Origin of the sequence: Streptomyces sp. NPDC059695 (assembly GCF_042733785.1) — a bacterium.
In the GTDB taxonomy this organism is placed as follows: domain Bacteria; phylum Actinomycetota; class Actinomycetes; order Streptomycetales; family Streptomycetaceae; genus Streptomyces.
Genome location: NZ_JBHWFF010000037.1, coordinates 6,536 through 20,437, shown reverse-complemented (window position 1 = coordinate 20,437; position 13,902 = coordinate 6,536). Strand labels below are relative to the sequence as shown.

The window sequence follows — 13,902 nt, the reverse complement described above, 5'->3', positions numbered from 1 at the left end:
TTCCGAGGGGTGATTTCCGCTCGGAGGTCGAGACCGGCGGCCGTGGACGCGTAGCTTTGTCGAGAACCGCAGCCGCTGAGGGAGCAGTCTTGGCACGGAACATCGGCAGCCGCTACACCGCCCACCAGATCCTCGGGCGGGGCAGCGCCGGAACGGTGTGGCTCGGCGAGGGGCCCGAAGGGCCCGTCGCCGTCAAACTGCTGCGCGAGGACCTGGCCTCCGACCAGGAGCTCGTCGGCCGCTTCGTCCAGGAGCGGACCGCCCTGCTCGGACTCGACCACCCCCGGGTGGTCAAGGTCCGCGACCTCGTCGTCGACGGCAACGACCTCGCCCTCGTCATGGACCTCGTCCGCGGCACCGACCTGCGCACCCGGCTCGACCGGGAGCGGCGCCTCGCGCCCGAGGCCGCCGTCGCGATCGTCAAGGACGTCGCCGAGGCCCTCGCCGTCGCCCACAAGGCCGGGATCGTCCACCGGGACGTCAAGCCGGAGAACATCCTGCTCGACATGGAGGGCCCGCTCGGCCCCGGCGGCGCCCACCCCGCCCTCCTCACCGACTTCGGCGTCGCCAAGCTGATCGACACCCCCGGCCGCACCAAGGCCACCCGCATCATCGGCACCCCCGACTACCTCGCCCCCGAGATCGTCGAGGGACTCCCGCCGCGCGCCGCCGTCGACATCTACGCCCTCGCGACCGTCCTCTACGAGCTGCTCGCCGGCTTCACCCCGTTCGGCGGCGGCCACCCCGGCGCCGTCCTGCGCCGCCACGTCACCGAGACCGTGGTCCCGCTCCCCGGGATCCCCGAGGAGCTGTGGCAGCTGATCGTCCAGTGCCTCGCCAAGGCCCCCGCCTCCCGGCTGCGCGCCTCCGAGCTCGCCGCCCGCCTGGGGGACGTCCTGCCGCTCCTCAAGGGCATCCCGCCGCTGGACGTCGACGAGCCCGGCGCGGAGCCGGCCCCGGAGCCGTACGAGGAGGACGCCTACGCCACCGGTACGGGCGCGGGGGAGCCCGGCCCGCGCCGGGCCGCCGTCCCGCTCGTCCCCGGCGCCTCCGCCGACTCCAACCGCGACACCCACACCTCCATGCGGGTCCCGGCCCCCGACGAGCTCTCCGGCGGCCCCCTCGGCACCGCCCGGGCCCCGCGGCCCGCCGGCGCGCGCCGTCCCGGCTCGGCCCGCCACAAGGCGGTCCGCAAGCGCCGCATCACCCTCACCGTCGCGGCGGTCGTCGTCGCGGGGGCGCTCGGCGCGGGCGGCTACCTCGCGGTCTCCGGGGACGGCGACGCCCCGCCGCAGGACTCCAAGCAGTCCTCACTGCCGTAGGACCGGCGGCGAGCCGTTACGCTGGACGCGTGGCAGTCGTCGATGTATCCGAAGAGCTGAAGTCCCTCTCCTCGACCATGGGGTCGATCGAGGCCGTCCTGGACCTCGAGAAGCTGAGGGCCGACATCGCCGTGCTCGAAGAGCAGGCCGCGGCCCCGTCCCTGTGGGACGACCCGGAGGCGGCGCAGAAGATCACGAGCAAGCTTTCGCACCTCCAGGCCGAGGTCCGCAAGGCCGAGACCCTGCGCGGCCGGATCGACGACCTCGCGGTGCTCTTCGAGCTCGCCGAGGAGATGGACGACCCGGACACCCTCGCCGAGGCCGAGACGGAGCTGACCTCCGTCCGCAAGGCCCTCGACGAGATGGAGGTCCGCACCCTCCTCTCCGGCGAGTACGACGAGCGCGAGGCCCTGGTCAACATCCGCGCCGAGGCCGGCGGCGTCGACGCCTCCGACTTCGCCGAGCGGCTCCAGCGCATGTACCTGCGCTGGGCGGAGCGCCACGGCTACTCCACGGAGATCTACGAGACCTCGTACGCGGAGGAGGCGGGCATCAAGTCCACCACCTTCGTGGTGAAGGCCCCGTACGCCTACGGCACGCTCTCCGTCGAGCAGGGCACCCACCGGCTCGTCCGGATCTCGCCCTTCGACAACCAGGGCCGCCGCCAGACCTCCTTCGCCGGCGTCGAGATCCTGCCGGTCGTCGAGTCCTCGGACCACGTCGAGATCGAGGAGTCGGACCTGCGCGTCGACGTGTACCGCGCCTCGGGCCCCGGCGGCCAGGGCGTCAACACGACCGACTCGGCCGTGCGCATCACGCACCTCCCGACCGGCATCGTCGTCTCCTGCCAGAACGAGCGCTCGCAGATCCAGAACAAGGCGAGCGCCATGAACGTCCTCCAGGCCAAGCTCCTGGAGCGCCAGCGCCAGGAGGAGCGGGCCCGGATGGACGCCCTCAAGGACAGCGGCAGCTCCTGGGGCAACCAGATGCGTTCGTACGTGCTCCACCCCTACCAGATGGTCAAGGACCTCCGTACGGAGTTCGAGGTCGGCAACCCGCAGGCCGTCCTGGACGGCGAGATCGACGGCTTCCTTGAGGCGGGCATCCGCTGGCGCAAGCAGCAGGACAAGTAGTCCCCTCGGTCGTACGTGCCCGGGCCCCGCACCTCTCGGTGCGGGGCCCGGCGCCGTTCCTGTGCTCCCGCGCGTTCGCTGACGCAAGCGGAAGCGAGGCCGTCGGAGCGCTTTGTCGACAAGGGAACTGCCGTCTCCGGGGCCGGAGTTCCGGCTCACGTCACAGTTGCATCAGCTCATGCCGGACACCTGGTGATCTTTCGGGCATCGCACGCGCAACGACCTTGACGCCTCATCGGAAACTCGGAAGGGTGACGTACTGGCATGCGCTTTTCTGGGACGCGTGTGAACGGGGGCCGGTCCAGTCGTGACGCACCCCCGCTGCGCGAGGTGCCCGAGCGCTGCCCCATGACGAGATGAGCTACTGGGGGTAGCAGCCAGATGACCAACAAGACGCGAATCCGCTTGGTGCGGGTCGCGGCCAGTGCCGTGATCATCGCCGGTGCGTCCCTGACGGCGGCCGGTGCCGCGCAGGCCGTCGGCGACTTCGGAGACTCGAACCAGACGCAGGGTGCCGAGGTCGGCATCCAGTCCGAGGGTGACACCGACGGCGGCAACACGATCCTCGGTGGGATCTCGGGCTCGACGGGCTCCAACGGGACCGAGGGTTCCAACAGCTCTTCCGAGGGCACGTCCGAGGGCACCAACGGTTCGTCCGAGGGCACGAACGGCTCGAACGGTTCGTCCGAGGGCACCTCCGAGGGCACCAACGGTTCGTCCGAGGGCACGTCCGAGGGCACCAACGGTTCTTCCGAGGGCACGAACGGCTCGAACGGTTCGTCCGAGGGCACGAACGGCTCGAACGGTTCGTCCGAGGGCACCAACGGCTCGAACGGTTCTTCCGAGGGGACCAACGGTTCCAACGGTTCTTCCGAGGGCACGAACGGTTCCAACGGTTCGTCCGAGGGCACGAACGGCTCGAACGGTTCCTCTGAGGGCACGAACGGCTCGAACGGTTCCTCTGAGGGCACCAACGGCTCGAACGGTTCCTCTGAGGGCACGAACGGTTCCAACGGTTCTTCCGAGGGCACGAACGGCTCGAACGGTTCTTCCGAGGGCACGAACGGTTCCAACGGTTCGTCCGAGGGCACCAGCGGCTCCGCGACCAGCGGTTCTTCCGAGGGCACCAACGGCTCCGCGACCAGCGGTTCGACGTCGACCACCGGCGGCGGCTCGTCCACCGACGGTGGCACCTGCACCGTCGACCTCGACGGCGCCGAGTGCGTGGACACCCCGAACAACACCGACACCGACCAGGCCGGCTCGCAGCCCGTCCAGCAGGGTCAGGCGAAGGAGGAGCTCGCCGAGACCGGTGCGGCCGAGACCTCGTTCCTGATCATCGGTGCCGCGACCATGATCGCCGGCGGCATCGGCTTCCGGATGCTGCCGCGCCTCGTCGGCGGTGGCCGCGCCGCCGTCTGACGCACCCGCGCGGACGCGTAGCCGCATGACGAAGGGCCGGGGAGTTCGCTCCCCGGCCCTTTCGCGTGGTTCCGGCTCGTGCGGGCTCCGTACGCCCTCCGGTCAGGCCGCCTGGACGGCGGCGAGCAGGGCGATCGCCGCCAGCAGGGCGATCGCCAGCGTCAGCAGCATCGCGGGGGACAGCCCCTGAGGGGTCAGACGCTCCCGGTTCGCGCGGCAGACGGGACAGCGGCCCTCGGCGACCGGGGCCGCGCAATTGGCGCACACCAGTCGGTCGTAGGTCATGCGCTCTCCTCCTCCCGCACTGGGGTACACACCAGGACAACGTCCGGAGGGACCCGGACGTTCCCCCTACCACTGTGCCAGCTCCGCGGCGTTTCGGCGCGCCCCGCCGGATTGCCCGCCTTCGGTCCGGAAGGGCGAAAAGGATAAACGTCGCAAGCCAGGACCGCGACTGCGCGGGTGATCCCCGGTCGCGTAAGGTCACGCACACCTACTCCCGGCCGACCGTGGTGCATCCGTGATCCGATTCGACAATGTCTCCAAGTCCTATCCGAAGCAGAGCCGCCCCGCGCTCCGGGACGTCTCCCTGGAGATCGAGAAGGGGGAGTTCGTCTTCCTCGTCGGTTCCTCCGGCTCCGGAAAGTCGACTTTCCTGCGACTGCTCCTGCGTGAGGAGCGCGCCAGCCAGGGGCAGGTGCACGTCCTCGGCAAGGACCTGGCCCGGCTCTCCAATTGGAAGGTGCCGCAGATGCGGCGCCAGCTGGGCACCGTCTTCCAGGACTTCCGCCTGCTGCCCAACAAGACCGTCGCCGAGAACGTGGCCTTCGCGCAGGAGGTCATCGGCAAACCGCGCGGCGAGATCCGCAAGGCCGTGCCGCAGGTGCTCGACCTGGTCGGACTCGGCGGCAAGGAGGACCGCATGCCGGGCGAGCTCTCCGGCGGTGAGCAGCAGCGCGTCGCCATCGCCCGTGCCTTCGTCAACCGGCCGATGCTGCTGATCGCCGACGAGCCCACCGGCAACCTCGACCCGCAGACCTCCGTCGGCATCATGAAGCTGCTCGACCGGATCAACAGGACAGGGACCACCGTCGTCATGGCGACCCACGACCAGAACATCGTCGACCAGATGCGCAAGCGCGTCATCGAGCTCGAGAAGGGCCGCCTCGTCCGTGACCAGGCGCGCGGCGTCTACGGATACCAGCACTGACGGCGGGGGAACCAGAACACCATGCGCGCTCAGTTCGTGCTCTCCGAGATCGGTGTCGGTCTCCGGCGCAACCTCACGATGACCTTCGCCGTCATCGTCTCCGTGGCCCTCTCGCTCGCGCTGTTCGGCGGCGCGCTGCTCATGCGCGAGCAGGTCAGCACGATGAAGGACTACTGGTACGACAAGGTCAACGTCTCCATCTTCCTCTGCAACAAGGCCGACGCGGCCACGGCGGCCAAGTGCTCCAAGGGCGCGGTCACCGGCCAGCAGAAGAAGCAGATCGAGGCCGATCTGAGGAAGATGGACATCGTCGAGTCCGTCCAGCACGAGTCGGCCGACGAGGCGTTCAAGCACTACAAGGAGCAGTACGGCGACACCGCCATCGCCTCCGTGGTGACGCCGGACCAGATGCAGGAGTCCTTCCGGGTCAAGCTCAAGGACCCGGAGAAGTACAAGGTCGTCGCCACGGCCTTCGCCGGCCGCGACGGCGTCGAGTCGGTGCAGGACCAGCGGAACATCCTGCAGAACCTGTTCGACCTCATGAACGGCATGAACATCGCGGCCCTCGGCGTGATGGGCCTGATGCTGGTCATCGCCCTGATGCTGATCGTCAACACCGTGCGCGTCTCGGCCTTCAGCCGCCGCCGCGAGACCGGCATCATGCGGCTCGTCGGCGCGTCCAGCTTCTACATCCAGATGCCGTTCATCATGGAGGCCGCCTTCGCCGGACTCCTCGGCGGCGGCGTCGCCTGCGTGCTGCTGCTGGTCGGCCGCTACTTCCTCATCGACCACGGCATCGCGCTCGCCGAGAAGATGCAGCTGGTCAACTTCATCGGCTGGGACGCCGTCCTCGCCAAGCTGCCGCTGGTGATCGCCATCGGCCTGCTCATGCCGGCCGTGGCCGCCTTCATCGCGCTGCGCAAGTACCTCAAGGTGTGAGAAGACACCACTGACGGCCGATGGCGTCGTGCGGGCAAAGCCCGTGCGGCGCCATCGCCTTGTCCTAGAGTGGGCGGCATGCCGGCCGGGCCCGCACCCTTCTGTATCCGGCCCCGCGGAGTCGTCCGCGGGGCCGTTCTGACGTTGGTCTTCACCGGGGTCCTCGCCACCGCCGCGGCGACCGGCTCGCTGCCCCGGCAGGAGCGTTCGGGCCCGGAGCGGCCCGCCCGGGCCGCTCCGGCCGGCGAGACCGTCGACCGTGCCGCGCTCAGCCGGGCCGCCGCGGCGGCCATGGCCGACGGGAAGTCGGGCAAGAAGGCCGCCGAGGAGTTCGTCAGCCGCAGCGGGGACCGCTGGGGCGCGGTGTACGACAAGAAGGAGTACGCGGAGTTCGAGCAGGCCCTCGGCGGCGCCTACACCGGGGTCGGCCTCTCCGCCGGGCGGGCCGGGGCGAGCGGGGTGCGGGTGACGCGGGTGCAGCCCGGGGGGCCCGCCGAGCGGGCCGGACTGCGGGCCGGCGACCGGCTCGTGTCCGTCGACGGGCGCCCGGTCGACGGGCTCTCCGTCTCCGAGGTCGTCTCGCTGCTGCGCGGTGACGGCGTTCCCGGCTCGGCCGTCGCCCTCCGGGTCGAGCGCGGCCGCGCCGCCTGGACGCAGACCCTGCGCAGGGCCCGGCTCGCGACGGACCCGGTCACCGTCCGCCGCCTCGACGACGGGGCCGTACTGATCCGGGTCGCCGCCTTCACCAAGGGCGCGGGCACGCGCGTGCGGGACGCCGTGCGGGCCGCCCCGGCCGGGGCGGGGGTCCTCCTGGACCTGCGGGGCAACGCGGGCGGCCTGGTCGCGGAGGCGGCCGTCGCCGCCTCCGCCTTCCTCGACGGCGGGCTCGTCGCCACGTACGACGTGGAGGGGGAGCAGCGGGCCGTGTACGCGGAGGGCGGCGGCGACACCGGCAGGCCCCTGGTGGCGCTGATCGACGGGGGCACGATGAGCGCGGCCGAGCTGCTCACCGGGGCCCTCCAGGACCGGGGCCGGGCGGTCACGGTCGGCTCGCGGACCTTCGGCAAGGGCTCCGTCCAGATGCCGAGCGCCCTGCCGGACGGTTCCGTCGCCGAGCTGACCGTCGGCCACTACCGCACTCCCGCCGGGCACGCCGTCGACGGCCGGGGCATCACGCCGGACCTGGCGGCGGAGGCGGGGGCCGAGGAGCGGGCGAGAACGGTATTGAGTGGCCTCGGAGGGGGCTCGTAGTGCGAAAATGACCGCACTATGGCAAAGGGACTCGTGAACGTGCAGGGCAAGCCTGCCAAGAAGAACCAGGACAAGGCGCCGGAGCGGAAGCTCATCGCGCAGAACAAGAAGGCGCGGCACGACTACCACATCATCGACACCTACGAGTGCGGTGTGGTGCTCATGGGCACCGAGGTGAAGTCGCTGCGCATGGGCCGGGCCTCGCTGGTCGACGGCTTCGTCCAGATCGACAACCACGAGGCGTGGCTGCACAACATCCACGTCCCCGAGTACATGCAGGGCAGCTGGACCAACCACCACGCGAAGCGCAAGCGCAAGCTGCTGCTGCACCGGGCCGAGATCGACAAGCTGGAGTCGAAGTCGCAGGAGACGGGTCACACGATCGTGCCCCTCGCCCTGTACTTCCTGAACGGCCGGGTGAAGTGCGAGATCGCGCTCGCCAAGGGCAAGAAGGAGTACGACAAGCGGCAGACGCTGCGGGAGAAGCAGGACACGCGCGAGACGAACCGGGCGATCGCGGCGGCCAAGCGGAAGCAGCGGGCGGCGCAGAGCGCCTAGCGCCGGTAATACGCTGGCGACGGCACCCGTCGGTCACGTACGATGGGTCCTGCACCCCGACGAGGGTGCGACCTTTGAAAAAACAACATGGGGATGATCGGTTTCGACAGCGGATGTCGAAGCAGTGGGAAGCGTGTCGAGGAAGCGGCAATGATCTCGTAAACCATATGTCGCAACCAATAATCGCCAACACCAAGAGCGATAACTCCCGCTTCGCCCTCGCTGCCTAATTTTAGGTAACGACAAGAAGCCTCTGTGAGGAGCGTCAGCCCGGGGGTGGTCCCGACCCGGATCCTGGCGTCATTCAGGGATCTAAACCTCCTGCCCCGGTCACGGGGGTAGGAGGGAAATCAAACAGTGACTGAGCCCGTTCCGGACTTGTCTGGGTGATCCGGAGGGCTGAGAAACTCGTACCAGACTGCACACGGAGAAGCCCTGATTCCGCACCGTTGGACGCGGGTTCGATTCCCGCCATCTCCACCAACATGCTGCCGCTCGCATGAGCGGCAGCGCTGGTCATCCCATGCATAGACGGCGCCCTCCGCCAGGAGGGCGCCGTTTGTCGTACTTACAGTGATCCGCTGACGGGTTCCTTGTGCTGCCTTAGCGTGGTGATGGCGGGCGGTGAGTGAGGGGGCCTGACATCAAGCGTGCCTACAAGTTCCTTCTGCGCCCGACGGTCCGCCAGGACCGGGCGCTCCTGGACATGCTTGCCGATCACTGTTCCCTCTACAACGGGGCGCTTCAGGAGCGCCGCGATGCCTACCGGCACGCATCCAAAGCCATCAGGTACGGCGATCAGTCCGCGCAGCTCAAAGAGATCCGCGCCTTCGCTCCGGAGACTCAGGGGCGCTGGTCGTTCTCGTCGCAGCAGGCGACGCTGAGGCGGCTGGACAAGGCGTTTCAGGCGTTCTTCCGCCGGGTCAAGGCCGTGCAGGCTCCGGGTTATCCCCGGTTCAAGGGTGTCGGACACTTCGACACTGTCACGTTCCCGAAGGACGGGGACGGCTGTCGTTGGGACTCCACACCCTGCGCATCGCAGACGCGCGTGCGACTGCAGGGCATCGGACACGTTCGTGTGCACCGGCACCGGCCTGTGCGCGGTCGAGTGAAGACGATCAGCGTCAAACGTGAGGGCCGCCGCTGGTTTGTCGTCCTGGCGTGCGACGAGGTGTCTGCCGATGCCCTCCCCGCCACCGGGATGGCCGTCGGTATCGACCTGGGCACGACGCGTTTTCTCACCGAATCCAGCGGGCTGTACGAGCCGAACCCCAAGTTCCGGGCAGTGATCTCGGGCCGATTGGCGGCCGCGCAGCGGTACCTCTCGACCTTTCCGAAGCACCCGAAGCGCCGGACGAAGAGGCACCGGGCAGCTGCCCGGAAGGTGGCCGGACTCCACGCGAAGATCCGCCGTCAGCGCCTGGACCACCACCACAAGACCGCCCTGACGCTCGTGCGGCGGTACGACGTGATCGGGCACGAGATCCTTAACGTGGCCGGGATGACCAGGGCCCCGGCTCCCAAGCCCGCACCTGGACGAACCGGTAGCTTCCTGTCGAACGGTGCCGCCGCGAAGGCCGGGCTCAACCGGGCCATCCTCGACGCGGGTTGGGGGCAGTTTCTCGCGATCTTGGCGCAGAAGGCTGAAAGTGCCGCTCGCCTGGTGATCCCGGTGAACGCCCGCGACACCCCCCGCACGTGCCCGACCGCGATCGGCGGTTGCGGTCACGTGAGCGGGCAGAACCGCATCACCCAAGCGAAGTTCGAGTGCGTCCGGTGCGGCCTGGTGGAGAGCGCCGACCGAGTGGGCGCGCTGAACGTCCTGCACAGGGCCGGGCTGGCCCTCCGCGTCTCGGCGTAGCCGTCGAACGCGGGAAGCCTTCGGGCGGAGTCACCTCCACTCATCCCATGTGGTGCGCTGCCCCACCAGGGTCGGGGCCGGAGTCACCGTGCCCGAGGCACGGGGCCGGCTCGGTCAGTTCTGGGCCCGGTGGCCCACGCCGGTCGTCGTGCACAGGGTCAGGGCCGTTGCCGCCGCCGTCGCCGGGATCAGGAAGCCGAACGCGGCGAAGGGGGCGTGGTCGGCGGCCCAGCCGCCGGTCGCCGAGCCCGCCGCGATGCCCGCCAGGAGGGCCGTCACGGCGAGGCTCATGCCCTCGTTCAGCCGGTCCGGGGGCGTGAGGCGCTGGACCAGGCCCATGCCCGTCACCATCGTCGGGGCCGTGGCCATGCCCGCCACCAGGAGGCCGGCGGCGAGCGCCACCAGGGAGCCGGTCGAGGCGGCGAGCAGCGGCATCGTCATCAGGACGGCCATCGCGGCCAGGCAGGTGCGCAGCCGGGCGGTGCGGCGGGCGCGGCCGTAGAGGAGCCCCGCCGCGAAGGAGCCCGCGGCCTGGAGGGCGAGGACCGGGCCCGCGACGGGGCCGTCCACGTACGCCAGGGTGACCACCTCCATGGAGCCGAAGACCGCGCCCGTGGCGAGGAAGACCGCGAGCAGCGGCGCCATGCCGGGGGTGCGCAGCGGCGAGCCCGCCGGGCCGCGCGGGGCGACCGGCGGCTCGGTGGAACGCTGGGCGGCGAAGAGGAGGACGCCGCCGAGGAAGAGGGCCCCGGCGGTCAGGGTGCCGGCCTCCGGGAAGAGCGCCGAGCAGAGGACGGCGGCGAGCACCGGGCCGAGCATGTAGCAGAGCTCGTCGGCGGCCTGCTCGAAGGCGTTGGCGGAGTGCAGCGCGTCCGGGTCGCCCCGGAGGAGGTGCGCCCAGCGGGCCCGGGACATCCCGCCCGTGTTGGGGGTGGTGGCGGTGAGGGCGGCCGTGAGGAACAGCGCCCAGACCGGGGCCTTCGCGTGGACGCACAGCACCAGGACCACCTGGCCGAGGACCGCGTGGGCCGTGGCCGGGACCGCGATCCTGGCCTGGCCGTACCGGTCGACGAGCCGGGCGATCAGCGGGCCGGTCACGGAGCCCACCGCGAGGCCGGTGGCGGTCACCGCGCCGGCCAGGGCGTACGAGCCGTACGCCGACGAGATCATGATCACGGCGCTCACGCCGAACATGCCCATGGGCAGCCGGGCGATCAGGTTCCCGGCGGTGAAGGCGCGGGCGCCGGGGTGGGAGAAGAGCCGGCGGTAGGGGCCGACGGGGAGCGCGCGGGGCGCGCGGTCGCGGTAGCGGGGGGCGAGGGCCGGGCCCGCCGGGGTGAGGGTGAGGTCCGGTTGCGGCATGGACCAAGGGTGGGTCGGCACGGTCCCGCCGGTCCAACACCTGAGCGGTGGCCATTCACGCACCTGTGTTGTTGAATGCCGCGGTGGCCACCTCCCCGTACGACGTCGACCCCCGCCTTCTGCGTGCCTTCACCGCCGTCGCCGAGGAGCTGCACTTCACCCGCGCCGCAGCCCGCCTGTACGTCGCCCAGCAGGCCCTCAGCCGTGACATCCGGCGCCTGGAGCGGGAGTTGGGCGCCGACCTGTTCGTACGGACCACCCGGCAGGTCGCCCTCACCCCCGACGGCGAACGCCTCCTCCCGTACGCCCGCCGCGTCCTGGCCGCCCACGACGAGCTCACCGAGGCCTTCCGGGCAGCGCCCCGGCCGCTCCTCGTCGACCTCAACAGCCCCGACCTCGTCCAGGAGCGCGTCCTCCTGCGGGCCCGCGAACTCGCCCCGGAACAGGAACTGATGGCCCGCTACGAGAGCGGACTCACCGGAGCCGCGCAGTCCATCCTCGCCGGCCGGATCGACACCTCCTTCGGCCGGTACGGAGGGCTCGACGCCGCCCTCAGGGCGCAGCTCGACACACAGTTCGTCCGGTACGAGCCGATGGCCGTGATCCTCCCCGAGGACCACCCCCTCGCCGGCCTGCCCGAGGTGCCGCTCGCCCGCCTCGCCGGCGAGCGGATCTACGCCGGGGCCGGGAACGACCGCACCCCCGAGTGGACCGACCTCGCCGCCCGCCTCTTCGCCGGCCGCGGCATCGCCGTCGCCCCGCCCGCGCCGCTCGCGATCGGCCACGAGGAGTTCCGCCGGCTCATGGCCAAGCACCGCAACCCGATCCTCGCCGTCGTCGACTTCCCGCCCATGCCCGACCGGGTGATCCGGCCCCTCGTCGACCCCGTCCCCCTCTCGCCCGTGAGCCTGGTGTGGCGCAAGGGGCTCCGCCACCCCGGCCTGGACGCCCTGCGCCGCGCGGCCGCCGAGCTGGGCGCCCGGGAGGGCTGGCTGCGCCGCCCGCCCGGCGCCTGGCTGCCCGAGGGGGAGCCGGGGCTGCCCGCGTGACACCGGGCGGCGGGGCGCTCACAGGGACCATGCGCTCCGGGTGAGAGCAAGGTTCCGTCACCGACACCTCACGGCACCGGCCTGAAACGCGCCCTTCCTAGCGTCGTCCGCGTCAGGTATCCGATGGTGTGGAGGTGCGGGATGGGTGGCCGCTGGATCGAACGCTGGGACCCGGAGGACGAGACCTTCTGGCGGGAGAAGGGGGAACGGATCGCGCGGCGCAACCTGGCCTTCTCCGTCCTCTCCGAGCACATCGGCTTCTCGGTCTGGAGCCTCTGGTCGGTCATGGTCCTCTTCATGGGCCCCCAGTACGGGGTCGACCCCGCCGGAAAGTTCTTCCTCATCGGCACCGCCACCTTCGTCGGCGCGCTGATCCGCGTCCCGTACACCTTCGCCGTCGCCCGCTTCGGCGGCCGCAACTGGACGGTCCTCAGCGCCCTGCTGCTCCTGCTGCCCACCGGCCTCGCCTTCGCGGTGATGCGGCCCGGCACCTCGTACACCACCCTCGTCCTGGTGGCGGCGCTCACCGGCGTCGGCGGCGGCAACTTCGCGTCCTCGATGACCAACATCAACGCCTTCTTCCCGCTGCGGAAGAAGGGCTGGGCGCTCGGCCTCAACGCCGGCGGAGGCAACATCGGCGTGCCCGTCGTGCAGCTCACCGGCCTCCTCGTCATCGGCACCGCGGGCGCCATGCACCCGAGGATCGTGCTCGGCGTCTACCTGCCCCTGATCGTCGTCGCCGCCCTCTGCGCCGCGCTCTTCATGGACAACCTCGCCCCCGTCAGGAACGACACCGGGGCCGCGAAGGAGGCCGTGCGGGCCCGGCACACCTGGATCATGGCCTTCCTCTACGTCGGCACCTTCGGCTCCTTCATCGGCTACAGCTTCGCCTTCGGCCTCGTCCTCCAGACCCAGTTCGGCCGCACCCCGCTCCAGGCCGCCTCGCTCACCTTCGTCGGCCCGCTGCTCGGCTCGCTCATCCGGCCCGTCGGAGGCTCCCTCGCCGACCGGTACGGCGGCGCCCGCATCACCCTGTGGACCTTCGCCGCGATGGCCGCCGCCACCTCGGTCGTGATCTACGCCTCCGTGATCTCCTCGCTCGCCGTCTTCCTCGTTGGCTTCATCGGACTCTTCGTCCTCAGCGGCCTCGGGAACGGCTCCACGTACAAGATGATCCCGGCGATCTTCCTCGCCCAGGGGCACCGCCAGGGCCTCGCCGGAGAGGCCGCCGAGGGCTACGGGCGACGGCTCTCCGGGGCCGCCATGGGCCTCATCGGCGCCGTCGGCGCGCTCGGCGGACTCGGCATCAACCTCGCCTTCCGGCAGTCCTTCCAGACCGCCGGCACCGGCACCGCCGCGTTCGTCGCCTTCCTCGCCTTCTACGCGGCGTGCATGGCCGTCACCTGGGCGGTATACCTTCGGGCCCCGGCCGCCGTCCCCGCGACCGCCGCGGCGGTCACGGAGCCGGAGCCCCGGTCCGGCTACGCCCGGGTGTGACCCCCGGTGCCCGGCGCGGACCGTAACGACCAGGAAATACGCGCGAACCGAGACCGTCACGCGCCCCCGTCAGGCTCAGGCCCCATGGACGAGCAGGAACACGGCCCCCTCGCCGGCTTCACGGTCGGCGTCACCGCGGCACGCCGCGCCGACGAGCTCATCGCGCTGCTCCGGCGGCGCGGGGGGGGGGGCGGCCCCCCCCCCCCCCCGCGGGCGGCGCCACCCCCCCCCCCCCCCCCCCCACCCCCCCCCCCCCCCCCCCAAAAAAACCCCACCCCCGCCCGCCGCCGAGCCCCCC

Annotated in this window: 12 protein-coding genes, 1 other RNA gene and 1 pseudogene; 12 read left to right on the top strand and 2 right to left on the bottom strand. The window is 71.1% G+C overall.

Going from position 1 to position 13,902, the window contains the following annotated elements:
- The first annotated feature begins 89 nt into the window (after window positions 1-89).
- The 3 genes from ACFV2S_RS32085 (at window position 90) to ACFV2S_RS32075 (ending at window position 3,877) form a co-directional block, all read left to right on the top strand.
- Window positions 90-1,322: a protein kinase gene (locus tag ACFV2S_RS32085; protein WP_383793219.1), complete on the top strand. Its 1,233-nt coding sequence runs from the start codon at window positions 90-92 to the stop codon at window positions 1,320-1,322.
- A 29-nt stretch (window positions 1,323-1,351) separates the two neighbouring features.
- Complete coding sequence (gene prfB, locus ACFV2S_RS32080; protein WP_383793222.1) at window positions 1,352-2,455, top strand: peptide chain release factor 2; 1,104 nt, start codon at window positions 1,352-1,354, stop codon at window positions 2,453-2,455.
- 381 nt (window positions 2,456-2,836) lie between these two features.
- The gene (locus tag ACFV2S_RS32075; RefSeq protein ID WP_385567154.1) at window positions 2,837-3,877 is read left to right on the top strand and encodes a hypothetical protein; all 1,041 of its coding nucleotides are present in this window, start codon (window positions 2,837-2,839) and stop codon (window positions 3,875-3,877) included.
- 102 nt (window positions 3,878-3,979) lie between these two features.
- On the opposite strand, the gene ACFV2S_RS32070 is transcribed toward ACFV2S_RS32075, so the two are convergent.
- Entirely contained in the window at window positions 3,980-4,162 is a 183-nt protein-coding gene (locus ACFV2S_RS32070; RefSeq protein WP_041129480.1) for a hypothetical protein, read from the bottom strand.
- A 235-nt stretch (window positions 4,163-4,397) separates the two neighbouring features.
- On the opposite strand from ACFV2S_RS32070, the gene ftsE reads away from it, so the two are divergent.
- From ftsE to ACFV2S_RS32040, 6 genes are all read left to right on the top strand, one after another.
- A complete protein-coding gene (gene ftsE / locus ACFV2S_RS32065; RefSeq protein WP_030692056.1) occupies window positions 4,398-5,087 on the top strand; it encodes a cell division ATP-binding protein FtsE in 690 nt (229 codons plus the stop codon).
- Window positions 5,088-5,108: 21 nt separating this feature from the next.
- On the top strand, window positions 5,109-6,026 hold the full coding sequence (ftsX, locus tag ACFV2S_RS32060; RefSeq protein ID WP_385567149.1) for a permease-like cell division protein FtsX: 918 nt from the start codon (window positions 5,109-5,111) through the stop codon (window positions 6,024-6,026).
- Window positions 6,027-6,104: 78 nt separating this feature from the next.
- Window positions 6,105-7,277: a S41 family peptidase gene (locus ACFV2S_RS32055; protein ID WP_385567145.1), complete on the top strand. Its 1,173-nt coding sequence runs from the start codon at window positions 6,105-6,107 to the stop codon at window positions 7,275-7,277.
- A gap of 18 nt (window positions 7,278-7,295) precedes the next feature.
- Window positions 7,296-7,835, top strand: a complete 540-nt coding sequence (gene smpB, locus ACFV2S_RS32050; protein WP_383796266.1) for an SsrA-binding protein SmpB — start codon at window positions 7,296-7,298, stop codon at window positions 7,833-7,835.
- Between the two features lie 89 nt (window positions 7,836-7,924).
- Window positions 7,925-8,318: a transfer-messenger RNA gene (ssrA, locus tag ACFV2S_RS32045) on the top strand.
- Between the two features lie 160 nt (window positions 8,319-8,478).
- The gene (locus tag ACFV2S_RS32040; RefSeq protein ID WP_385567260.1) at window positions 8,479-9,696 is read left to right on the top strand and encodes an RNA-guided endonuclease InsQ/TnpB family protein; all 1,218 of its coding nucleotides are present in this window, start codon (window positions 8,479-8,481) and stop codon (window positions 9,694-9,696) included.
- A 114-nt stretch (window positions 9,697-9,810) separates the two neighbouring features.
- On the opposite strand, the gene ACFV2S_RS32035 is transcribed toward ACFV2S_RS32040, so the two are convergent.
- Entirely contained in the window at window positions 9,811-11,058 is a 1,248-nt protein-coding gene (locus ACFV2S_RS32035; protein WP_385567141.1) for an MFS transporter, read from the bottom strand.
- A 47-nt stretch (window positions 11,059-11,105) separates the two neighbouring features.
- On the opposite strand from ACFV2S_RS32035, the gene ACFV2S_RS32030 reads away from it, so the two are divergent.
- The 3 genes and pseudogenes from ACFV2S_RS32030 to ACFV2S_RS32020 all read left to right on the top strand — a co-directional run.
- Window positions 11,106-12,107 (top strand): LysR family transcriptional regulator, encoded by a 1,002-nt coding sequence (locus tag ACFV2S_RS32030; RefSeq protein WP_385567138.1) that lies wholly within the window; start codon window positions 11,106-11,108, stop codon window positions 12,105-12,107.
- A gap of 141 nt (window positions 12,108-12,248) precedes the next feature.
- Entirely contained in the window at window positions 12,249-13,604 is a 1,356-nt protein-coding gene (locus ACFV2S_RS32025; protein ID WP_385567134.1) for a nitrate/nitrite transporter, read from the top strand.
- A 36-nt stretch (window positions 13,605-13,640) separates the two neighbouring features.
- A pseudogene (locus tag ACFV2S_RS32020) lies at window positions 13,641-13,784 on the top strand (uroporphyrinogen-III synthase); the annotation flags it as partial.
- Window positions 13,785-13,902: the final 118 nt, after the last annotated feature.